The organism is Proteus hauseri ATCC 700826 (genome assembly GCF_001654965.1).
Taxonomy (GTDB): Bacteria; Pseudomonadota; Gammaproteobacteria; order Enterobacterales; family Enterobacteriaceae; genus Proteus; species Proteus hauseri.
Genome location: NZ_LXEV01000021.1, coordinates 234,028 through 257,495, shown reverse-complemented (window position 1 = coordinate 257,495; position 23,468 = coordinate 234,028). Strand labels below are relative to the sequence as shown.

Here is a 23,468-nt window from a genome sequence, read left to right as displayed (position 1 = left end):
ATCAAAATGATTGATATAAACAGCTAAAAAAGGAAGTTATTAGCTCCACTCGGTGAGTTGCACAAACAAAAGAGCTCTATGTTTTTTAGAAGTATCAAGCTTACGTAGCTGATAAATACGCAAATTTCGACGCGACTGCCCTTCTAACCAACGACGACGCTTACGTATTGCTTGTCTCATCATTCGCCAACGTGCAACTTCGTTCCTGCTATGTCTCATGCTATCAACACCTATTTTTTCAAATAAGTGATGTATTATAGGACGTTCATTTTGTGATCCAAGTGGGTAATTGTTTTTTGATCTAAATTTATTCGTTCTTTGCGCATTTCTCACAAAGAAAAAATGAATAAAGAGTTATATCGTTTCACTAATTTGATACTTATCTCTTAAGAAAGAGATTTGACAGTAACAATAATCCTGATTTAATAGCTACGTTCGATAAATTACAGCGATAATAAACTGTTTTTTTTATTCCATTGCCTCTAGCCTGTCCATGTGGTTTTTTTTCAACGGAAAATAGCTCTACTATGACAACATTTTATACTGTATTAAGCTGGCTAACATTTTTCTTTTATTGGCTACTCATTGCAGGGATCACCTTTCGTGTCCTAATGCGTAGACGCCCTGTCGCCTCAACCATGGCTTGGCTACTTATTATTTATATTCTGCCTTTAGTGGGTGTTATCGCCTATTTTGCTTTTGGTGAATTACATCTTGGAAAGCGTCGAGTTGAACATGCCAGACAAATGTGGCCATCAGTGGTTGCTTGGCTTGAAGACTTAAAAAAATGTAAACATATTTTTGCCAAACACCATAGTGATGTTGCATCCCCTCTTTTTCAATTAACGGCAAAACGTCAAGGGATTGAAGGTGTAAAAGGCAATAAAATACAACTTCTTACTACCTGTGAAGACTCGTTAAATGCCATCACACGAGATATTGATAACGCCCGTGATAATATTGAAATGGTATTTTATATTTGGCAACCTGGCGGATTAGTTGAAGAAGTGACGAATGCTTTAATTCGTGCGGCTAAACGCGGCGTAAAATGTCGTGTTATGGTTGACTCCGCAGGAAGTTGGAATTTTTTTCGTACCAAAGGCCCTGAAAAAATGCGCGCTGCTGGTATTGAATTTATTGAATCCCTTCACGTTAATTTATTCCGTTTCTTTTTACGCCGAATGGATTTACGCCAACACCGTAAGATTGTCCTTATCGACAACTATATTTCCTACACAGGAAGTATGAATATGGTTGACCCTCGCTACTTTAAACAAGACGCAGGGGTGGGTCAGTGGATTGATATTATGGTGAGAATGGAAGGTCCTGTTTCTACCACCTTAGGCATTATTTATGCTTTTGATTGGGAAATGGAGACCGGTGAACGCCATTTACCGCCGCCACCAGACAACAATATCATGCCTTTTGAAAGCGAAAGTGGCCACACCACACAAGTTATTGCTTCTGGCCCTGGTTTTCCTGATGAGTTAATTCAACAATCATTAATTACCGCTATTTACTCATCAAGAAAAGAGCTTGTACTAACTACGCCTTATTTTGTACCAAGTGATGATCTTGCCCATGCAATCTCAACAGCAGCAATGCGTGGCGTTGATGTCACAATTATTGTCCCTCGAAGTAATGATTCATTTCTCGTCCGCTGGGCTAGCCGAGCATTTTTTGCTGAAATGCTTGAAGCAGGTGTAAAGATATTTATGTTTGAAGACGGGTTACTACATACAAAAAGTGTGATGGTAGATGGTCAGCTAAGTATGGTCGGTTCTGTTAATCTTGATATGCGTAGCTTATGGCTCAACTTTGAAATCACAGTAGTTATTGACGATGAAGGTTTTGGTAGCGATTTAAGTATCGTACAATATGACTACATCGCTCGATCCACTGAATTAACACTTGATGAGTGGGAAAAGCGTCCATTCTTTAACCGTGTATTAGAGCGTATATGTTATTTCTTTAGCCCATTGTTATAATTAGAAATGTTACAATCAGCAAAGCGACAAAAAATAGCAGATAAGTTTGGTTAAAATAGCAAATTACGCTATAAACAACGCGATAATTATTGAAACAATAAACAGGCACTACCAATGAATGAACCAACATTAATCAGTGAAGATGAAGCCCTCGAACAAGCTTACGATCTATTTTTAGCACAAGCGGCTGATAATTTAGAAGTTGCAGACCAGCTACTTTTTAACTTGCAATTTGAAGAAAGAGGCGCTGCTGAAGTGGTTCCATTGGGTAATGACTGGCAGTTTATTGTTGGCCTGCCAATAACGCCAGCACGCTTTAGTGAAGTTATTATTGGCCTTGCGCCAAATGACGATGCTGATATTGATGATATTTTTGGTCGAGTTTTAATTAGCCGCGATCCGCTACAACCCATGTTTCATATTATCTGGAAATCATAATTTCCATTTTCCACTCTCGCCAGTTCAAATTTGAGCTGGCGATTTTTATTTTATGCAGCAAATCTTACCTTTATTTTAATTAATATTCACCGCCATTCACTGTCATCTTTTACGCTTTATATCATTACTGACGTAAGCTTATCGCGATACGATTAAAAGCATTCATTAAACCAATAGCAATTGTTAAATCACTCATTTCGGCATCAGTAAAATGTGCTTTAACTTGCTGGTAAATAGTGTCATCCGTATTTACTGCCGAAATATGAGTAACAGCTTCGGCCCACATTAATGCTGCGCGTTCTCTCACTGAAAATCGTTCGCTAACACGCCATCCATTAAGTGCATCTAATTTATTTTGAGCAAAATTGTGTTCACGTAATGAAGTACTGTGCATTTCAAGACAAAAAGCACACCCATTAATCTGAGATATTCTTAAATAAACTAATTCAAGAAGAGATAACTCTAACGCATTGCCTTCTAATGCAGTTTTACATTTAATTAAACCTGCATAAGCATCAGCGCTAAGTTTTGGATATGACAAACGCAATTGTGCCATTTTTTACTCCATAATAAATATCAATGAACAAAAACTGTATATAAACACAGCAAAGATACTATTCCATTCGCTTTGTTTTAGTTATCGATTTTGTGGTATTAAAAAATGATTAAACTAAGCTTACCTATTGTTATAAAACAAAAAAAAGCGCCTAGATGCGCTTTTATACTAGCCAAGAAGAGGACGGTTATTCAAAGCAGTGTGATGAATGTGCAATAGTTAAAAACATCATACCTTCTTTTGTTAATTCCGCTTCTTGCCTTTTAGCAGGAGAAGTCACCATTTTATCTATTTCAGTTGAAGAGAATTTCTTATCAGTTTCATTATAAAAACAAATACATTGCTCTTTTGTTACTTTGCTATAAACATTTAATGCATCCATGCAATATGCAATTACTTTATCCTCTTGCGATTCTGAACATGCGGTAATAAAAAATAAAGATAAGATAACTGCAAATTTTTTTATCATCGTAGTCCACCTTAATTTTAGAGTTATTCTTAGCGTGGAAGAAAATACCTAACCATTTACTTTCACAATTTATTTTGACTAACTAAAATTATTTCATTAAATAGGTATAATTATTACGACATAAATCAAATTATATTGTGAGATTAATTCTCTATTGCTATTTTTAGTATTTATACTTAGATTTATTTGATTTTAAATGTAGCAATGGATATGGATTACCCTGCTCATCAACAGCAGAACATCCTATTTCATCAAATTTCATATGATTATAAAAGGCAATAGCTTGTGAATTTTGTTCATTAACATCTAATTTTTAATTTTTCAACAGTAAACTTTAATAACAATTTCCCACATCCATGCCCACTTCTATCCGCAGAAACAAATAACATTTCCAGCTTATTTTCAACGGTACCAAGTACGCCATAAATAATTTTATTTCTATCAATAGCAACATATAAATTAAGCATTGGTAAATATTGAGAAAAAAATATCTATTTTTAATGACTGAATAATTTCTTCTGTTAAAAAATGGTGCGTTGCTCTAACCGATGATCCTCAAACAAAAATTATTTTATCATAAAGTAAAGTATCTGCTTTAATTATTGTCAGTATAATAGAGCCTTAAAAATCATTATCATAAATTGAGTTTAAAACCAGTCAACAATAAAAACTGTAAAAGACCATTAACTAACTGGATTTTACTTTATCGAGCTTAACGCTTTTTACCACTTAAAACTTACACAAAATAAAAAAGGCCATTTTAGATGGCCCTTTAAAATAAAATAATACTGTATGATATATAGTCAACACTATTAAAAACGGTAACCCACACCTAATACCCAAGTGCCAAATTTAGCCTTATCTAATTTAGAGTATTCATATGAAGCATCAATCGCAATATTAGGTAAAGGGTTTACCTGTAAACCTAATCCGTATGCCATTGAAGTTTTATCATAATCTCTTTTATTGCTAAAATAGTTATCTTTTTGGTTAGCATGACCAAAACCAATTAAACCATAAACACTTAGATAATCATTAAAACGATAATTGGGTCCAGCAGTTAATGAGTAATAATTCACTTCTGTAGAACCTACTTTTCCCCAATAACCATAATAGTTATAAGTAATTTTAGTATAAGTTAATGAGCCTATAACTCCCCAGTAATCATTTAATTCATAGTTATATTTAAAGTTAATACCTTTTAGCTCATCATCTATTTTTTCACCATCTAACTTTACAGAACTTTGGGCATAGCCTACTGAAAAAGTATTATCTAATGCAGCTTGCGCGCCAAAAGATATTGTAGAAATGGCGAATACGGTAGCCGAAATTAATAAATTACACTTCATCTTTATTCTCATATAATAAACAAAAAAATGAACACATGGAAGACAACTAAAATAAATTTTTAGCTGTAAGCCCTTCCTGTCACTCAATAATACTTTGATTAAATCATACGATAACAAGCTATAATGATAAAGATTTACTTATTAATATTGATGCAATAGGACAACTGTTCTAATAAAAAACAAACTTACATTATATTTACCTATTATTAATGAAATATTAAGACATTAAGAATTAAAAAATAAAGCAAACATAAAAGTGCAAACTTAATCAAAATTAACATCATTAAGTGATATAAAAAGAATTTTATATCTAAAGTTTGAAAAAATTAAAGAAAAGTTAAAGTAAAATACACTTTAGTTAATGTAATTATTTTTATTATTGAATTTTTAGCTGTTCTATTTCTACTCTTTCATATTGTAATAATATTAACTTCTAAAGTAGTCATTAATCCAACAATTGAATATCTAAATATCTTAATAAATCTAATGCTTCAAATTTTGAAAATTTAGCTTTTGCTATTTTATTTTGTCGAATATCAATATCAAATGAGTGTGAATCACTAAAATCAACAGATTCTAAATTAGTATGCATAAACAAACTGTTTGTTAAATCAGAGCAAATTATAACCGATTTTTGTAATTCAGCATGTCTAAAATCAACATCATGTAAGCGACAATCTTCAAAAATAGATTCATGAAGTTTTAATTCAAAAAAATTACAACCACTGAGAATACTCTTTTTAAAACTAAGTTGAGAATAAAAGTCGAAACGTGGCCAATAAGCTTTTGTCCAATCAATACCCACAAGTTTGCATCCCACAAACTCAACATTAGAAAAGCGAGTATTTTTTATTTCCATTAAACTTAAATTACATTGATCAAACAAACAGTTAATAAACTTACAGTAAGCTAAATTTACTGATGAAAGATCACAATTATTAAATTCACATTTCTCAAATATAACTTCTTTAAATGCAAGACCCGCAATATCTAACTTATCAAAGGTTATATCCAGATATTCTTGCCCATTTTCTATTTTCTCTACATTTTCCATTTTTGACTCTTTGAATTAATAGTGTTTATTGAAAATAATAATGAAACCACTTTATTAAAAGTTCTATATTTTTCACGCCTTACTTGCTAACTGCATTTTTAGCCAAAAAGCTTGCTGACATAAGTTAAAAAATTCTTTTCTATGCGGTGAAATATGCTGATTATTTAACTCAATGACTTCCCACGTTATCCAATGTTCTGGGCACTGCGCATCATTATCATAGTGCTCTGTTTCTATCTCTTCTACACACTTAAGAATAACGCCATCATTAAACAACCAAGTTTGAGTTAATGTTATAACTTCTTTTAGCTCATCTTGTTGTTTAATTCTTGTTAAGCTACAGTGGTTATCATCCCTATTAATAATATGGAATATATAGTTTGCTAACATAAACTCTTTTACCTAAAACCTAGCATACATATTGTGTACTATCATGATCCGTTTAACGCACTGTCCATTAATATAAATTTAGGTTCTGCTTTTATATATTGGTTAATCATAGGTACCAATCGACGAAAATGTTCACTATTACAGTGAATATCTAATGCGGTATGGTCTGGCCACTCTTCAATAAAAATAAAATGCCCGGGGTCTTTTTCATCAACATACAAATCATAACTAATACACAAAGGCTCTTTTTTTGTTGCTTCAACAAGCTCCTGATAAAGTGGTAACACAATATCAATAGCTTCTGTTTGAATAAAATCTTCTGCAATAACTTTTAGCATGGCATTTCCTTTTGTAAAAACCAAAAAAGCACTGTATAAATCCCCATTAAATATAATTCACTTGCCCTATCATATCCACCCTATTTACCTTAAAACATACATGTTTATTGATATAAAACATTACATTCTTTTAATAGTTTGTAACAGTATGGTTTTTCTTGATTTTTTGGGGTCAACTTGAAATTTTACTCAATATTTTTCACGATAAGGTAGTCCATTAATATTTTCGACTAAAAACATTGAATATTTCCAAGGAAAGCGCTTAAACAATAACTAATTATCCTGATTATCTAAGAAAATATGCGTTTAAATTAACCAGTCTATTTTTATATAATATAAAAATAAATCGAGTTATCTCATTAGGCAAAAATGACTATTAGTTTGGAGGTTACACGTGTGGCTTGAGCAATTTGGAGTACTTAATATTTGGACATATCTTGCTGGTATGTTTTTTATTATTATTGTTCCTGGTCCAAATTCACTTTATGTTCTTAAAACTAGTGCATCACGAGGTGTTACAGCTGGTTATAGAGCCGCATTTGGCGTCTTTATTGGCGATGCTATTTTAATCTTTTTAGCCTTTATTGGTGTTGCATCAGTCATAAAAGCATCTCCTATCCTTTTTACTATTGTCCGTTTTCTTGGCGCATTTTATTTGCTCTATCTTGGAGTTAAAATAATTTACGCTAACTTTTTCTCACAAAAAAAGAATTCTGTTGAAGCAATGAATTTACAGGAACATGTATTTAGAAAAGCGCTTGCTCTTAGCTTAACTAATCCAAAAGCGATCCTATTTTATATTTCTTTTTTCGTGCAATTTATTGATTTTAACTATGCACATACTGGGCTATCTTATTTAATTCTCGCCTCAATGCTTGAAGCATTTAGTTTTATCTATCTTTCATTTTTAATATTTGGTGGTGTTGCACTTGCGCGATTTTTTGGCTCGCGTAAAAGCATTGCCCGAGCAGGGAATGGAATTATTGGATTGTTCTTTATGGGATTTGCAACAAAACTTGCAATACTCACCTCTTAAAGAATAATACCCCGACCTAAGGTGAAATAATTTTTACTAATATCTATTTAACTTACCTAAGTTTGATTAATATTATTAATCCATCTCAATAACCGTTATATCATGTTAAATACAACCAAAAAAATAGGTAATGAGATGAATAGTTTTATTGTAATTGATTCTCAAAAGTGTATTGGCTGTAAGACTTGCGAAATAGCGTGTTCTGTTAGCCATACATCAGAAAAAAACGGTAGCGATTTTCTTGATAAAAAAAACTTTCACCCAAGAATACACATCATTCGATTAATGAATCATTTCACTGCATCTATTTGCCATCAATGTGATGATGCGCCTTGTGCCGAAGCGTGCCAAACAAAAGCTTTAGTATTTGGAGAAAATTCTGTAGAGACTCATCCTGAAAATTGTATTGGTTGTCGAGCATGTCTGTTGGCTTGTCCCTTTGGTGCTATTGAGCTAATAAAAAATACTCATTCACCTAGACAATTTTTTTTAGAACTAAAACAGAAAATTCATATGGATATTATAAAATGTGATTTATGTAAACACAGAGAAAAAGGCCCAGCGTGTGTTGAATTTTGTCCTCAAGATGCGCTAACTTGTGTTTCTGATATCACATTATCGAAAATCACAGAGCAGCGTAGAAGAGATTCTGTATTGAGAGAAAATAGTCCCACTAATGGGCATTATTTTTAATAAAATTTTATAGCCTCATGAGATTTATAAGGCTATAAAATAAGTTATATTTCCAACTAAATTCTTCCCATTTTACTTATCTGTATCGAAATTACCCTACCATCTGCTATCATTGGCGGCTTATCAATTTCCTTGCCATAAATAACGAGTATTTTTTTACTTATGAGTTTGTTTATATCTGCATTAAATCTTATTAGTTTTCAACTTCACTTAAAACGATTTAGATACTTGTTTAAGCGAGTACGTGCAGAACAAACAAGGTTAAAAAATAAATATTTATCAGCAAGTTACAGAACAACCAGCAACGATATAGAACCGTAAAAATGAGCATTCCAAAAGAGCAGTATAATTTCAACAAATTACAAAAACGCCTACGCCGTGATGTTGGGCAAGCTATCGCTGACTTTAATATGATTGAAGATGGTGACAAAATTATGGTTTGCCTTTCTGGCGGTAAAGACAGCTATACATTACTGTCTATCTTAATGAATCTACAGAAAAGTGCCCCTATTGATTTTTCACTGATTGCCGTCAACTTAGATCAAAAACAACCTGGTTTTCCTGAACATATTTTACCTGAGTACTTAAATGAACTTGGAGTTGAATATAAGATTGTTGAAGAAAATACTTATGGGATTGTGAAAGATATTATTCCTGAAGGCAAAACTACCTGTTCTTTATGCTCTCGTTTACGCCGTGGTATTTTATATCGTACAGCTACCGAAGTAGGTGCAACTAAAATTGCTTTAGGTCATCATCGCGACGATATTTTAGAAACTATGTTTTTAAATATGTTCTACGGTGGAAAACTCAAAGGCATGCCACCAAAATTAATGAGTGATGATGGTAAGCATATTGTTATTCGCCCTCTGGCCTATGCTCGTGAAAAAGATATTGAGCGCTTTGCTCAAGCAAAATCATTCCCTATTATTCCGTGCAATCTTTGTGGTTCACAGCCAAACTTACAGCGTCAAGTTATTAAAGAAATGCTGAAAGATTGGGATAAACGCTACCCTGGTCGTATTGAAACCATGTTTAGAGCCACTCAAAACATAGTTCCATCACATTTGTGTGATACTCAATTATTTGATTTTGCTAATCTGAGGCATGGAGATGAAGTTATTAATGGTGGCGATTTAGCCTTTGATAAAGATGAAATCCCATCAACACCATTAATTTCACCAGAAGAAGATGAACGACCTAGTTTCAGCCAAGATAGATTAGATATTATTGAAGTTAAATAAATCATGTGCAATCCCTAGAAACGATATTTCCTTTTCTGGGGATTTTTATGAAACAAATTTGTGTAAGTAACGGATAGATACAAAAAAAAACCGATGTCATTAGACACCGGTATAATAATGGTCAATTATTCTGTATTAAGAACTCAATATGAGAAAAACTACAATTATGGAGCACAACGTTCATCGCTCAACGTTGTATTCACCTGCGAGAGTTATAGTGCCAGATGTTCCACTTTAAAAAATTGATATATCTCAAACAGAGTTAGAGAATTCTTTTTTAAATCCATTTAGTTACGATTAATTTGCTGATTATTTACAACCATCTACTGCGTTTTAACCACCAGGTAACAATAATGATTAAAAATAATAGCGATAAGCAAAAGATAGTGAACCCATAAGGAAATTCATTTCCTGGTATTCCGCCTAAATTCACACCAAATAATCCAGTCAGAAAAGTTGTAGGTAAAAAGAGCATAGCCATTAGCGACATGGTATAAGTGCGTCGATTCATAGCATCAGCCATCATTGATGTAATCTCATCAGCAATAACTGCCGTACGCGAAATGCTACTATCCAAGTCTTCTAAACGACGAGAAAGTCGCTCTGATATTTCTAACATAGTCACTCTATCGCTATCACTCATCCAAGGAAGCTTTTCTATAGATAATCGTGAAAAAACATCTCGCTGCGGTGCCATATAACGGCGCAATACAATAAGTTGTTTACGCAATAATGCAAGTTCCCCTCGTGCCGGAATTTGCTGATCGAGGATCATATCTTCTAATTCAATTAATTGGTCATGAAGTGTTTCTACAAATTCACCTATTTCATCAGTTACAGCATCCGCCATCGTTATAAGCCAATCACCACTATTTTCTGGACCATCACCCAATTCTAAAGTATGAATAACAGAGTCAACTGAATTTACCCTACGATGTCTGCTAGAGATAATAACTTGGCTATTAATATAAATTCTAAACGCTACAAGCTCATCTGGGCGATCATTAGGATTATTATTAATTGTTTGTAGATTAATAATAATGCCTTCGCCAATACGCTGTGCTTTTGGTCTAACGTTTTCTGCCAATAGCACATCTTTTGCAATAGGTGGTAATAAAGTTGTTTCTTCTATCCACTGCGCACTTTGTGATTTACGATAATCTAAATGAATCCAAAAAGGTTGCTCGCTACTCGCTATCGAGTCTGATGTTATTTCTTTGATACTACCATTACCACTGAGTTGAGCTGCATAAATAGCATCAGAATTTTGGATAACAGAATTATTAATTGTATTCATTTAGTATCTTCCTTAAATATCACACTTAACACAATATTTTAGTTTTGCTGTTAGTTGAGTGGTGCTTATTAGCATATATTGCCTTTATATTATTATCTTTCAATATGTTATTTCATGCTATTTTGTTGTTTTTGTCTGTTTTAACGTTTTCTTTGTCTAAAAGAACAACAAGTTTACATTATATTTTCTACTTTAGGATTTTTACACTAAAAATTATGTTGATAGTTCCATTATGCTATTACTTTTAATATATATCTAAAAATATGTTATTTTATGCATAGAAGCTATAGAAACGGCCTAGTATTAAATGTAACTTTCTAAGCAAGATATAAATTACACTCTATAATTAGTGTGTCGTACTTAAAAATAAGGTCATTAATATGAAAAAATTTCTCGCTATTCCTTTATTTTTACTTCTAGCAGGATGTGATAACGCAACTACGACAGAACCAGTGGCTACCCCAGATGCCGAATCAACTAAAACCTTTCTTGTTGACTCTCAACTTTATGATTGTGTTGGTGTTGCACCAATGAAGTGTATGAAAATAAAAGAGCTTCCTTCTGGTGAATGGTCTCTTTTTTATCAAAACATTGAAGGTTTTGAATTTAAAAATGGTACTGAATATACGCTAAAAGTAAAAGTAACAGATATTCCTAATCCTCCAGCCGATGCACCAAGCGTAAAATATACCTTAGTTGAAGTACTAGATAAAAAATAAATATTTAATAATGACGGGCTATATAGCCCATCATTATTTTAAATGACTCAAATAGATTAGTTAAAGCCGTTAAATAATCTATTTATTATAAATATAAATTTTAGCACCTAATTTTTCAACTTCAATAATTACATATTTATTTAATTATTTTTTTATTTATTTTGAAGAGTAAGTTTGCTAATTTATTTTAGGAGTGATTCTAATTAATTAATATTGAGTTTATTTTTTAACTCACTAAAAATAGAGTTATCTTAAACAACCAGATACTCAACAATGAATATATCGAAAAAATTAATTACCGTATTTTTCTGCTTTGGCTTATTATTTTCCTCTTCTTTGTATGCCCATAATGGTGCTCATACATTCTACGGCGGCTATATTTTCAGTAAAATCACAGGTCATTCAGCTCATGGTACGCAGCTAAGCTATCGTTATGAGTCAGACAACACTTGGGGTTTATTAACATCGTTACTATATATAAATTCAAATCATAAAGAGAACTTTATTGATAGTCGGTTTACCAATACTTCAAAGCTAAAGCAAAAATACACTGCAATCGCAATATTAATTGGCCCTACTTATCGAATTAACTCTTCATTCTCAGTTTTCGTACAAATGGGGCCAGTAAAGCAGAAATATAAAGAAAATAAACATCACCCCACTATTAATGCAACCGACACCCACACTGTCAGTACATCTAATTATATTGCTCAAGGCGGAATTGATTACAATCCGATCCAGAATTTATCAATCAATATGGGGTACATCTATTCAAATGCCACGGTTAACAAGCGCCGTCTTGAATTAAGTGGTGTACAGCTATCCTTAGGCTACAGATTTTAATCTTGTTGATGATCTGTAACAGTTATTAACAAAACCAATAATAATTGATTATTGGTTTATTTATAAATAAAGATATTCAAAAAAAATAACATTAATATTGGTTATTATTAATGACATACATCCATAAGAAAAAAAGGATACAATATTAAAACTTGAACCTACTGCACAATTAGTCAAAACATTAATGTAAAAATATATTAACATTACCTCTGCAATGTTTATTCCTTTTGAGTCTCCTTCTGTTTTTATAACAGAGGGATTTTTTTTGTCATAAAAATATTTGTAACAATAGTAACAGTTAGAAACAATAAAAAACGTGCAAATCAAATATTTTAAATATAATTTATAACTAGATAATAAGTTACCTCTGTTTTATTTTACTACTCCCCTTTTTATAAGGAGTTCTTTTTTATATATTATTTATCTTAAATTAATTATTAACTTCATAAATATTATATTTAACTATTAATTATGCCTATTCAAAAAATAAAAAAGCACCTAACAAAAAAGTTAAGCGCTTTAATTTAACATTAGTGTTTTAAAATATATAGCGAATGACTATATGCAACATCTCCAGGATTTTCGATGGGATAGCCTTTTAACCAAGGCTTAATTAATCTTCCATTCGTATATTGATAAATAGGTGCAATAGGTGCATCTTCCGCAATTATCTGTTCTGCTCGATTATAAAGACGATTTCTTTCATTATCATCAATAGTCATTCCAGATAAAGTTAATATCTCGTCATATTGCTGACTTTGATATTTAGGAATATTGCCAGCATGTTTAGAACCCAGTAGAGTTAAAAATGTGGATGGCTCATTATAATCACCAACCCAAGAAGCTCTGATCACATCAAAATCACCTGAATTTCTACTATCTATATAGGTTTTCCACTCTTGATTACGCAATTCAACTTTTACACCTAATTTTTTCTTCCACATCGATGCAACTGCAATAGCAATTTTTTGATGATTTTCAGAGTTATTATATAAAAGTGACAATTTTAGTGGACGATGAGGTCCATATCCCGCAGCAGATAACAATATTTTGGCCTGACCATCTAATTCATCTTGATTATATTCATCATAGAGCGTTGGCTCTGGTGTGAAATTAGCTGTAACATCAGGAGTAAAGCGATTAGCTGGTTTTTCACCCGTCCCTAGTACTTTTTCGGTAATAATCTTTCTATCTATTGCCATTGCTAATGCTTTACGTACGCGAATATCACTTGTCGGCCCGGATTGTGTATTAAATGCGTAATAATATGTGCCTAACTGTTCAGGTATGTAAACTTGGTCTGGGATATCTTTCATTAATTTATGGTATAAATTTTTAGGAAAAGACTCTGTAATATCAATATCACCAGCTAAATAACGTTTTGTAGCCTGCGATTCATGATTTATCGGCACAAATGTCACTTTAGTTAAAACAGTATTTTTATGATCCCAATAATAACGATTCGGCGTTAATACTATTTTCTCATTAACTACGCGGTCATTTAAAACAAAAGCACCATTTCCCACCAAATTTCCGACTTTTATCCATTCAACACCATATTTTTCTATCGTATGGCGAGGAACTGGATATAACGAGAAATTGGTTGTTAAACTTGGGAAATAAGAGATAGGCCGTTCTAAGGTGATTTTTAATGTTTGCTCATCAAGCGCTTCTACTCCCAATGATGTTGGTTTTAATTTCCCATCAATAATTTTTTGTGCATTTTCTATCGCAGCTAAAGATGCATACCATGCAAAAGGTGAGAGATTTTTAGGATCAACTAATCTTTGCCAGCTATATACAAAATCCGATGCCGTCACTTTTTCACCATTAGACCACTTTGCGTTGTCGCGCAAAGTAAAAATCCAGACACGATTATCTTCCGTTCGCCACGATTGCGCGACACCAGGAATAGGACGTCCATACTCATCTTCTATCGTCAAACCTTCAAATAAATCTCGCTGGATCTGAGCTTCAGTTAAACCAACTGCATTTATAGGATCTAACGAAGCAGGTTCATCTTTTAAATGACGAACAACCTCTTGTTTTTTATCCAGTATTACGCCTTCGGGGATCACAGCAGCATAAGCTGGCGACATAAATAACCCTTGAGCAATTAGTGTGCAGGAAATGACGAATGTTTTGCGCATGTCTATTTCGTCCTGTAGTCTATGTGAAAGTGAACAGAACAATTATAAGAGGCTGATAAAAAGGCACAATCACTGTTTTCAATTATTTTATAAAAATCAGCTTTTTTAACTGCAGCCATATTTTTTAACTGCAGCGACATTAAGTAGTGATAAAATTTAATTATGGTCAAGCGGTAACAATGTTATCGTAAATATGAGTATTAATAATCATTAGTTTAAAAACTAATAAAGGAGAATGACAATGGCACATCAAGTTACTTTACAAGGAAATGCAGTTACTTTAGCAGGAAGTTTCCCAACTGTTGGTCAAACAGCCCCTGATTTTTCTTTGGTTGGTAAAGATCTGAATGATGTTTCTTTAGCGCAATTTGCTGGAAAACGTAAAGTTTTAAATATCTTTCCTAGCGTAGATACTGGTGTTTGTGCAGCAAGTGTTCGCCAATTTAATAAAGTCGCCAATGAATTAAATAATACCGTTGTATTATGTATTTCAGCTGACCTACCTTTTGCCCAAGCTCGTTTTTGTGGTGCTGAAGGTTTAGATAACGTAGTAACTCTATCTACTCTACGTGGAGCTCAATTTAAAGAAGATTATGGTGTTGCAATTGCATCAGGTCCTTTAGCAGGCTTAACTAGCCGAGCTGTTATCGTGTTAGATGAAAATAACAAAGTTATTTATACACAACTTGTCGATGAAATCACAACTGAACCAAATTATGATGATGCACTTAACGCATTAAAATAAGCAATTCTTAATGTATTCATGTTGTAAAAATAAACGGGCTATGCCCGTTTATTTTTTATCATCACGATAAAGTTCATAGCGAAAACTATAATTAATTCTCGCTTTTATCACTTTTTTTATTCGTTAAGTTGTATTCTCTTAATTTATTTGCAATCGCCGTATGAGAGATACCTAAACGTTTGGCTAATTTACGCGTACTCGGATAATCACGATATAATCGCGTTAATATTGACGCTTCAAATCGTTTAGTCATTTCATCTAGTGAACCTTCTAGCAATTCTTCATCAAACAGAGCATCTGCAATGTGTTCTGGCAAAGAGATATCTTGTTGACGCAAAGTATCTCCCACTAGTTGAGCCATAGCTTGGTAGATAGTATTACGTAATTGACGCACATTACCAGGCCAAGAATATTGCGTTAAATAAGCAGAAAGGTCTGATGAAAGTGCAGGTTTGGTAACTTTTTGCTCTTGACAATATTGAGCTACAAAATGAGTAGCAAGAGGCATAATATCGGCTTTTCTTTCTCTTAAAGGCGGTAATTTTAAGGTTAAAACATTAAGCCTATAATAAAGATCTTCTCTAAATAGACCCTTTTGCATTAATTCCCATAAATTTTTCTGCGTTGCACAGATAATGCGTACATCAACTTTGACTTCATGCTCTTCACCTACTCGACGAAATGTCCCATCATTTAAAAAACGCAATAATTTGATTTGCATTTGCGGTGACATCTCACCAATTTCATCGAGTAAAACAGTACCTCCATCAGCTTGTTCAAAAAATCCTTTTTTTCCTTCAGTTGCATTAGGATAAGCACCTGCGGCATAACCAAAAAGCTCACTTTCAACAACATCATCAGGCATTGATGCGCAATTAAGCCCAAGAAAAGGTAATCTAGCGCGATCACTTAACAAGTGACAGGCTTTCGCAAATATATCTTTTCCTGTTCCCGTATCACCAACTAATAGCAATGGATCATCCATTTTGGCCATTTTACGAGCACGTTCAACAATCTGCTTCATTTGTTGGCTAACAGCGATTATTTGGGCAAAACCACTATCATCATTCGCAATTAATTTAGGGTGTTCATTATGCTGCATTCCATGATATTTCAGCAAGATAAGCGCACCAACACAGTGGTGAAATTGATTATCATCAGTTAATTTAATAGGCACAATTTCCATATCATATTTTCGTTTTTTTAGACTGATAGGAATAACTTGAGCATGGGGATCTTTTTGATCCAACCAACGATGGATATTAAAATTAGGAATTAATTGATTAAAAGACTTTTCACTATCGTCATCGCTAGCTAAATCGAAGAGTTGACGAGTTGCTGGGTTTAATAATTTAATTTGCCCTTTCACATTTATAGAAAACACGGGAACAGGTACCGATTCTAATAAAGTCCACATTGCACGATGTTCTTGCTCTGATGGCATAAATGCAACGGTGCGGACATCAATAACACCATTAATTCTTCTTATTTCTGCCATTAAAGGCTGGAATATATTGAAATCGATTTGTGAAAAATTCAGGTAAATTAAGCCAATAGGGAATATTTCAATTCCACGTAAATCAATATTTTTTAATACGAGCAGATCTAATAATTCACGGGTTAACCCGATGCGATCTTCACAAGTGACTTCTAAACGCATTTTAAACCTTCTTAACACAGAGTGACCCTGAACTAATTCTAGATATTATACATAAATATCAACGAAATAAAGGGGATTGTCAGCAAAGGTTGACACTACTAGCATTTATTTTTACACGAATGAATTTCGTTTTTGATTGTTAAGAGCCCATCGTTTATACTTTGATGCCTCTAAATAAAGCAAACCAAGATGGTTTTATTACCTTTTTTAATTCAAAATCAATAAGATGTTCAACACCATGCATAAGTGGCTTTAATTCTCTTCTTATAACTTGTTTTATTACTTTGCAGCCATTTTCAAAACAAAAAAGTAAATACTCTAACGCATAAATTGCACTTTCTTTTTTGTTGCTTTCAGTTAAGTAGCCAAAAAGCTGCGATACTTCTTTAAACTGGTTTTGTGCTATTGCTTTTTGCTGCTGTTGTTTTTTTATTTCATCAATAGTTTCGTTCAGAATAGGAATAAGAGTACTTAATTGTTTATCGAGGTTAACTAAATTAACTGATGAACGAACATAAAGTTGACGGCGCTGTTTTGAAAGTTTTTTTACAACTGATATTTGCATTTCTTTCATTTTTTAACCTCAATATATTTATATAGATTATTTAATATCATTGTTTTTTATATAAAAATAAAAAATTGCTTATACAATTTATTTAACGATAACAAGAATTATATAAAACATGAAAAATTAGCAATAGACTTTGGTGGCTTATTTAGCTACTTTTACTACATTCTTAACAAATGTTAGTTAAAGCAGAAGTAACTTTTAATGCAGCATATAATACTAAAGCTAATACTCATTTCTATCAAAAAAGAAATATTACTGTTTTATTATTTATTAATAGTAATGTTAAATAAATTTCACTTATAGCGCAAGTATCGCACAACTAATGTTTCTTTCTTTTGATCCATAACGCAAGAAGCTTATGTAGAAAACACTAACCAATTAAATAATACGCACTACGATAATAACTCGATGTTAATATAATTCATCATTTAAAATTCATTTTTAGAATTAAGTTTTATAAAAAAAACATTACTTTATATAGATATATTTTACACTTTAAAAAACCATAAATAAAAACCAAAACCCGCCATTCTTAATTAGCAGGTTTTGATTTAATTTAAAAGTAAATTTATTTAAATAATAATTTATTCTTTTTTCTTATTTCCTAGCGTATTTTTCAGCTGCCCGATAAGTTCTTTTCTAAAATCACCTAGCTTAGGTTTATTATTATCAATCCACGGCAATGGACGGCAAAGTTCCATCGTTTTAATACCTAAGCGTGCCGTTAATAGCCCTGCACCAATACCTTGCGCAGCTCTTGTTGATAATCTTGCAGCTAAATCTTGAGACAACCAGTCCATGCCAACTTCTGTTACCAACTCTGTTGCTCCGGCAAAAGCAATATTGACTAAAACAAGACGAAATAACCTTAAGCGACTGTAATAACCTAATTCGATACCATATATTTCAGCGATACGATTAATTAACCGAATATTACGCCAACCAATAAACGCCATATCAACCATTGCTAACGGACTAACTGCAATCATAAGCGTTGATTCTGCCGCTGAACGGCTAATTTCAGCTCTTGCCTGTTTATCTAAGATAGGTTGAACTAATTGACTATAGAGTTCTAAAACCTCTCTATCATTATGAGTATCATGTAGCGCACTTTGCCAACGAATAAATGCTGGGTGCTGAGGATCCACACCAGCTTGTTTAGCTAAACTTTCACAAAATGGCCGCCCATTGCCCATTGCATGACTATAAAGTAATTCTTTTGCTTTATCTCTTTCATCTGCGCGTTGGCGTAAACGATAAATACGGAACCATTCAGTAACAACCGAACCAATACCAGCAATAACAATTAAGCCACCAGCGCTAGCAGCGCCTAAAGCAATCCAATCAGAATTTAGCCAAGATTCATAAATCCATTGTCCTGCTTGAGCGACAACACTCACACCTAGAATAGTTGTTGCGACAGTTAATAGTCGTTTCCACACATTTTTTCTCGGTTTTAAAACAGATTGAATTTCACCTTCGATGCGCCCTTCATTTTCTTCTTGCTCTAATTGTGGATTAAAAGGAAGAAATTGCGCTTCATTATTAAAATCGACTCCCTTTTTTAAGGTAATTTCTTCATTTTGAAGCGTAGACTCTTTAAAATCGATGCGTGATTTTAATGGCTCATTCATTTTAATTTATCCCCTAACAAAAACTCCATCGCACTATCCATTCTTATATGTGGAACAGCACTATCTCTTGAAATTTTTTGTGGCCTAAAAGACTCAAAATTAAAACCTTGCTGCTGCCAAAATTCTTTTTCAGGAAGGCGCTTAGGAACTTCTCCAGGGAAATAAACCAAAGGCTGGTTATCACTTAATCGAAAACCTTTTAGAGCTGGAATTTTTTCACCATGATGAGAAACAATTCCACTTTCTGTTGCCGCAATAGATGCAAGCCCCATACAATCAATACTAATCCCTTCAAAAATTGCATTTTGCTTTGCATCTTGAATAAGCTGCTGTAATAACAAAACTAAATTTTCATGTTGGTCTACTGTAATATGATCTGCTTTAGTTGCTGCAAATAAAAGCTTATCAATACAAGGCGAAAAAAGGCGTCTTAATAAAGTACGCTTACCATAATGAAAACTACGCATTAATTGTGTTAACGCTTGGCGCATATCATTAAATACATCAGCCCCTTGGTTTAAGGGTTGTAAACAATCAACTAACACAATTTGTCTATCAAACCCTTGAAAATGGTCACGATAAAAGCCTTTAACAACATGTTGTCCATAATATTCATAGCGTTGTTTTAGCGTGCCAATATTTGTGCGCTTATCCGCATTTTTTAATTTAATAATGTCATGTTGATGCAAATCGGGCCAGGGGAAAAATTGTAAAACAGGCGCGCCTGCTAATTCACCAGGTAAAACGAAACGCCCAGGTTGAATAAAGTGTAAACCTTCTTTTTTGCAAGCTAATAAATATTCCGTATAAGCCGCTGCAATATCCGCCAATAGAGTTTCATCGACAGGCGCAAAAGGGTCGCATTTTTTAATTAGTGATTGCCATTGTTGCTCTGGTGATGTTCGTTGGCGATTAATCTTATTCATTTGTTCAGACCATTCAAAATAGTCTTGTTCAAGCATAGGTAAATCTAATAACCATTCACCAGGATAATCTACTATTTCAAGATAGAGCGATGATGTCTCTTTTATAAAACGACTAAGTGATTCTTTAGAGCGATAGCGAAGCTGTAATCGAATTTCACTCACGCCTTTTGTCGGTGTAGGCCAGCTCGGTGGTGTATGATAAAGAGAATCCATTCCTTCATCATAAGTAAATCGTGGAATATTTAAATTATGTTGTGGTATACGTTTTACACCTAATAACTGCTTATTACGAGCTGCAGAAAATAGCGGTAAACGAGCCCCACTATGTACATTTATAAGTTGATTAACCAATGAGGTAATAAATGCTGTCTTACCGCTACGGCTCAATCCAGTAACAGCTAAGCGAAGATGTCTATCCACTCCTCGATTAATAAATGCAGTTAATTCATTTTGTATGCGTTTCATGTTTCTCCCAAGACACGTGACGCGATAGCTTATTTAACCCCTTTGTAATAACAGGTTCAGCTATCAACAGAACCAACCAACGTAACGGTTTACTACTTATACGCTTTAATATTCCGCCAGTTATTGCCGCTGGTCCAAATAAAGTGAATAACATAAAACCAAATTTTAACCCTTTTTGGATAAATTTGGTGAGATTATTTTTTTTAACTGTGATTACTGAATGGGTGCTATTCACACAATCCTCCTGATTAAACAGTTTTATCTCTAGATATTAAATTATTAAAAAATAAATGCCTGTTTAAAAAAAGACGCTCCAATAAAGGAGCGTTATTCAGATTAAGTGGCAAGAATATTATAAATCTCGAAAACGTTTATTTAATTGATACGATGAAGATGTAATATAACGTTCCATTTGTTGTAAACGTTTTTCTCCTCGCATTAATTGGTTATCAACGCCAGTTAAGATCTCTTTTAAACTTTCTTGCTGTTGTTGATTTTGATTGTAATGATCAGGTGCAGGCTCCATAAAGAAACTAAGCACTAAATAAGCCACAATAGTTAAACCAAAAAAACCAGCGAATAGAGCAATAACTGCAATAACCCTAACCAATAAAACAGGAATATTAAAATAATGGGCTAACCCTGCACATACACCACGGATCATGCCTTCTTGTGGCAAGCGATACAGTTGTTGCTGTTGCATCGTCATTATGATTGCCTCCAGTTAGGATGTTCTGCATCTAATATTTGTTCTAGCGTCTTAATGCGTTCCTGCATTTGTTGAGCTTGATCCACCAGCGCGCTCAGTCGCTGCATTTCTTGTTGGGTTAACTGAACACTACCTCCTCCCTTTCTGCTGCTGTAGTGTAACCATAGCCAGATAGGTAGAATGAATAAAATAAAGATAGTCAGTGGTATTCCCAGAAATATATAGCCCATTACATATCCTTTATAAGGTAGTTATTACGCTTGCTGTTACTCTTTGTTGGTATTGATTTTAGCTTTTAATGCCGCTAATTGCGCGCTAATTTCATCATCAGCTTTTAATTCAGCAAACTGTTGGTCTAAGGATTTTTCTTTACCCAAACCATAACTTTGCGCTTCACCTTCCATATGATCAATACGGCGTTCAAATTGCTCAAAACGCGCCATAGCTGCATCCATTTTACCACTGTCCAATTGACGACGCACTTGGCGTGAAGAATTAGCAGCTTGATGGCGAACTACTAGTGATTGTTGTTTAGCTCGAGTTTCTGTCAGCTTATTTTCCAATTCACGAATTTCACCTTTTAGTCGTTCTAAGGTTTCATCAATAATAATTAACTCATGTTTTAATGTGTCATTGACTGATGCAATACGCTGTTTTTCAATTAATGCAGCACGTGCTAAATCTTCTTTATCTTTAACTAAAGCCAGTTCAGCTTTATCTTGCCAATCTTGAATTTGCTTTTCAGCTTGTTCGATACGTCGTTCTAAACCTTTCTTTTCCGCCAAGGTACGCGCTGAAGTAGTACGAATTTCTACCAGCATATCTTCCATTTCTTGGATCATTAAGCGGATCATTTTTTCTGGATCTTCCGCTTTATCTAATAAAGAAGCGATGTTGGCGTTAATAATATCGGCAAAACGTGAAAATATACCCATGATGTCATCCTTAATAGCTATGCTAGATAGTAACGTTTAATTGTTTCGTTAAATGGCGTCAATCTTAATAACGCCCTGCTTGTTCTTGTTATAACTAATACAATTTGCGTGCCAACTTTTATAATCAACTTAATATATTGATAAATAATGAATTAATTAAATTAGCCTAATATTCACACAATTGATAACATGGTGATAAATACCTTTATATGGTGAATTTAACCAATGAATACGAATCTAGAGACAATTATTGGTGTAGATAGTCAATTTATTGATGTGTTAGAACAAACCTCTGCACTTGCTCAACTTAAAAAACCTGTCTTAATTATTGGTGAACGTGGCACAGGTAAAGAACTAATTGCTCATCGGCTGCATTACCTCGCACCTTGGTGGCAAGGCCCTTTTATTTCAATTAACTGCTCTGCACTAAATGATAATTTGCTTGACTCTGAACTTTTTGGCCATGAAGCAGGCGCTTTTACTGGTGCTAAAAATCGCCATCAAGGACGTTTTGAACGAGCAGATGGCGGTTCACTCTTTCTTGATGAATTAGCAACAGCACCAATGCTTGTGCAAGAGAAATTACTTAGAGTTATTGAATATGGCCACTTAGAGCGTGTAGGGGGTAGCCAATCGCTTCATGTTGATGTCAGGTTAATCTGTGCAACTAATGCTGATTTACCTGCAATGGCTGAAGAAGGTAAGTTTAGAGCAGATTTACTCGATAGGCTGGCTTTTGATGTTATCCGAATTCCTCCATTAAGAGAACGTCAAGGCGATATTATGTTATTGGCTGAAAATTTTGCTATCGCAATGTGTCAAGAATTAGGCTTGCCATTTTTCCCTGGCTTTAGTGAAAAAGCAATCCAAGCTCTGTTAAATTACGCTTGGCCGGGCAATATTCGTGAATTAAAGAATGTAGTTGAACGTTCTGTTTATCGTCATGGAGAAAGTGATAAGGCGCTGGATAATATTATTATTGATCCCTTTGCTCGCACGCAAATAGCGCTATCGCCTGACACAATAAAATTATCACCAACACTCCCCACTTTACCATCTTTACCATTAGATTTACGACAATGGCAAAATGATACAGAAAAAGCACTAGTAGATATTGCGCTAAAAGAAGCACAGTATAATCAGAAAGTTGCAGCAGAAAAGCTGTCTCTAAGCTATGATCAATTGCGAGGTCTGATTAAAAAACATCAATTAGTTGGTTAAATAGTAAAAAATTTTTAGAAGAACAATATGATAGGCAA

26 protein-coding genes are annotated in these 23,468 nt (G+C 33.6%); 9 read left to right on the top strand and 17 right to left on the bottom strand.

Features of this window, described 5'->3' with window-relative positions:
* Positions 1–39: 39 nt before the first annotated feature.
* Positions 40–219 carry a YciY family protein gene (locus tag M997_RS09100; protein WP_064719798.1) on the bottom strand — a complete coding sequence of 60 codons (180 nt, stop codon included), beginning with the start codon at positions 217–219 and terminating at the stop codon, positions 40–42.
* Between the two features lie 308 nt (positions 220–527).
* Between M997_RS09100 and cls the strand changes: the two genes are divergently transcribed.
* Together cls and M997_RS09090 are read left to right on the top strand one after the other, a co-directional pair.
* Positions 528–1,988, top strand: coding sequence for a cardiolipin synthase (gene cls / locus M997_RS09095; protein ID WP_064719797.1), 1,461 nt, complete (start codon positions 528–530; stop codon positions 1,986–1,988).
* A 114-nt stretch (positions 1,989–2,102) separates the two neighbouring features.
* Positions 2,103–2,426: an HI1450 family dsDNA-mimic protein gene (locus M997_RS09090; RefSeq protein ID WP_064719796.1), complete on the top strand. Its 324-nt coding sequence runs from the start codon at positions 2,103–2,105 to the stop codon at positions 2,424–2,426.
* Positions 2,427–2,550: 124 nt separating this feature from the next.
* Here the strand turns inward: M997_RS09090 and M997_RS09085 are convergent, their stop codons facing one another.
* The 6 genes from M997_RS09085 to M997_RS09055 all read right to left on the bottom strand — a co-directional run bounded on the left by M997_RS09085 (position 2,551) and on the right by M997_RS09055 (position 6,582).
* Positions 2,551–2,982: a carboxymuconolactone decarboxylase family protein gene (locus M997_RS09085; protein ID WP_064719795.1), complete on the bottom strand. Its 432-nt coding sequence runs from the start codon at positions 2,980–2,982 to the stop codon at positions 2,551–2,553.
* 187 nt (positions 2,983–3,169) lie between these two features.
* A complete protein-coding gene (locus M997_RS09080; protein WP_064719794.1) occupies positions 3,170–3,451 on the bottom strand; it encodes a hypothetical protein in 282 nt (93 codons plus the stop codon).
* Positions 3,452–4,263: 812 nt separating this feature from the next.
* The gene (locus M997_RS09070; protein WP_064719793.1) at positions 4,264–4,800 is read right to left on the bottom strand and encodes an Ail/Lom family outer membrane beta-barrel protein; all 537 of its coding nucleotides are present in this window, start codon (positions 4,798–4,800) and stop codon (positions 4,264–4,266) included.
* Positions 4,801–5,245: 445 nt separating this feature from the next.
* Complete coding sequence (locus tag M997_RS09065) at positions 5,246–5,854, bottom strand: pentapeptide repeat-containing protein (protein WP_064719792.1); 609 nt, start codon at positions 5,852–5,854, stop codon at positions 5,246–5,248.
* Positions 5,855–5,926: 72 nt separating this feature from the next.
* Positions 5,927–6,244 (bottom strand): hypothetical protein, encoded by a 318-nt coding sequence (locus M997_RS09060; RefSeq protein ID WP_064719791.1) that lies wholly within the window; start codon positions 6,242–6,244, stop codon positions 5,927–5,929.
* 41 nt (positions 6,245–6,285) lie between these two features.
* Complete coding sequence (locus M997_RS09055) at positions 6,286–6,582, bottom strand: putative quinol monooxygenase (protein WP_064719790.1); 297 nt, start codon at positions 6,580–6,582, stop codon at positions 6,286–6,288.
* A gap of 394 nt (positions 6,583–6,976) precedes the next feature.
* Between M997_RS09055 and leuE the strand changes: the two genes are divergently transcribed.
* The 3 genes from leuE to ttcA all read left to right on the top strand — a co-directional run bounded on the left by leuE (position 6,977) and on the right by ttcA (position 9,555).
* Positions 6,977–7,618, top strand: coding sequence for a leucine efflux protein LeuE (leuE, locus tag M997_RS09050; RefSeq protein ID WP_074379347.1), 642 nt, complete (start codon positions 6,977–6,979; stop codon positions 7,616–7,618).
* A 102-nt stretch (positions 7,619–7,720) separates the two neighbouring features.
* Positions 7,721–8,311, top strand: coding sequence for a 4Fe-4S dicluster domain-containing protein (locus tag M997_RS09045; RefSeq protein ID WP_082918406.1), 591 nt, complete (start codon positions 7,721–7,723; stop codon positions 8,309–8,311).
* Positions 8,312–8,634: 323 nt separating this feature from the next.
* Positions 8,635–9,555 carry a tRNA 2-thiocytidine(32) synthetase TtcA gene (gene ttcA, locus M997_RS09040; protein WP_064719788.1) on the top strand — a complete coding sequence of 307 codons (921 nt, stop codon included), beginning with the start codon at positions 8,635–8,637 and terminating at the stop codon, positions 9,553–9,555.
* A 313-nt stretch (positions 9,556–9,868) separates the two neighbouring features.
* On the opposite strand, the gene zntB is transcribed toward ttcA, so the two are convergent.
* Entirely contained in the window at positions 9,869–10,852 is a 984-nt protein-coding gene (zntB, locus tag M997_RS09035; RefSeq protein ID WP_064719787.1) for a zinc transporter ZntB, read from the bottom strand.
* A 380-nt stretch (positions 10,853–11,232) separates the two neighbouring features.
* On the opposite strand from zntB, the gene M997_RS09030 reads away from it, so the two are divergent.
* Both M997_RS09030 and M997_RS09025 read left to right on the top strand, forming a co-directional pair.
* Positions 11,233–11,571: a DUF4377 domain-containing protein gene (locus M997_RS09030; RefSeq protein WP_064719786.1), complete on the top strand. Its 339-nt coding sequence runs from the start codon at positions 11,233–11,235 to the stop codon at positions 11,569–11,571.
* A 273-nt stretch (positions 11,572–11,844) separates the two neighbouring features.
* Positions 11,845–12,414, top strand: coding sequence for an Ail/Lom family outer membrane beta-barrel protein (locus M997_RS09025; protein WP_064719785.1), 570 nt, complete (start codon positions 11,845–11,847; stop codon positions 12,412–12,414).
* A 530-nt stretch (positions 12,415–12,944) separates the two neighbouring features.
* On the opposite strand, the gene M997_RS09020 is transcribed toward M997_RS09025, so the two are convergent.
* On the bottom strand, positions 12,945–14,564 hold the full coding sequence (locus tag M997_RS09020) for a peptide ABC transporter substrate-binding protein (RefSeq protein WP_064719784.1): 1,620 nt from the start codon (positions 14,562–14,564) through the stop codon (positions 12,945–12,947).
* Positions 14,565–14,805: 241 nt separating this feature from the next.
* Here M997_RS09020 and tpx point away from each other — a divergent pair, with 241 nt between their 5' ends.
* The gene (gene tpx, locus M997_RS09015; RefSeq protein ID WP_064719783.1) at positions 14,806–15,309 is read left to right on the top strand and encodes a thiol peroxidase; all 504 of its coding nucleotides are present in this window, start codon (positions 14,806–14,808) and stop codon (positions 15,307–15,309) included.
* Positions 15,310–15,400: 91 nt separating this feature from the next.
* Here the strand turns inward: tpx and tyrR are convergent, their stop codons facing one another.
* The 8 genes from tyrR to pspA form a co-directional block, all read right to left on the bottom strand.
* Positions 15,401–16,969: a transcriptional regulator TyrR gene (gene tyrR, locus M997_RS09010; RefSeq protein WP_064719782.1), complete on the bottom strand. Its 1,569-nt coding sequence runs from the start codon at positions 16,967–16,969 to the stop codon at positions 15,401–15,403.
* Between the two features lie 154 nt (positions 16,970–17,123).
* Positions 17,124–17,543, bottom strand: a complete 420-nt coding sequence (locus M997_RS09005) for a hypothetical protein (protein WP_082918405.1) — start codon at positions 17,541–17,543, stop codon at positions 17,124–17,126.
* Between the two features lie 581 nt (positions 17,544–18,124).
* Positions 18,125–19,174, bottom strand: a complete 1,050-nt coding sequence (locus M997_RS09000; protein WP_064719781.1) for a YcjF family protein — start codon at positions 19,172–19,174, stop codon at positions 18,125–18,127.
* The gene (locus tag M997_RS08995; RefSeq protein WP_064719780.1) at positions 19,171–20,565 is read right to left on the bottom strand and encodes a YcjX family GTP-binding protein; all 1,395 of its coding nucleotides are present in this window, start codon (positions 20,563–20,565) and stop codon (positions 19,171–19,173) included. Before M997_RS08995 ends, M997_RS09000 begins: the two co-directional genes overlap by 4 nt.
* Positions 20,546–20,800 (bottom strand): phage shock protein PspD, encoded by a 255-nt coding sequence (locus M997_RS08990; RefSeq protein WP_064719779.1) that lies wholly within the window; start codon positions 20,798–20,800, stop codon positions 20,546–20,548. The genes M997_RS08995 and M997_RS08990 overlap by 20 nt, the downstream gene beginning before the upstream one ends.
* 117 nt (positions 20,801–20,917) lie before the next feature.
* Positions 20,918–21,274 (bottom strand): envelope stress response membrane protein PspC, encoded by a 357-nt coding sequence (gene pspC, locus M997_RS08985; protein ID WP_064719778.1) that lies wholly within the window; start codon positions 21,272–21,274, stop codon positions 20,918–20,920.
* Positions 21,274–21,504 (bottom strand): envelope stress response membrane protein PspB, encoded by a 231-nt coding sequence (pspB, locus tag M997_RS08980; protein WP_064719777.1) that lies wholly within the window; start codon positions 21,502–21,504, stop codon positions 21,274–21,276. Before pspB ends, pspC begins: the two co-directional genes overlap by 1 nt.
* A gap of 36 nt (positions 21,505–21,540) precedes the next feature.
* The gene (gene pspA, locus M997_RS08975; protein WP_064719776.1) at positions 21,541–22,209 is read right to left on the bottom strand and encodes a phage shock protein PspA; all 669 of its coding nucleotides are present in this window, start codon (positions 22,207–22,209) and stop codon (positions 21,541–21,543) included.
* 225 nt (positions 22,210–22,434) lie between these two features.
* Between pspA and pspF the strand changes: the two genes are divergently transcribed.
* Positions 22,435–23,430, top strand: a complete 996-nt coding sequence (gene pspF / locus M997_RS08970) for a phage shock protein operon transcriptional activator (RefSeq protein WP_064719775.1) — start codon at positions 22,435–22,437, stop codon at positions 23,428–23,430.
* Positions 23,431–23,468 lie beyond the last annotated feature (38 nt).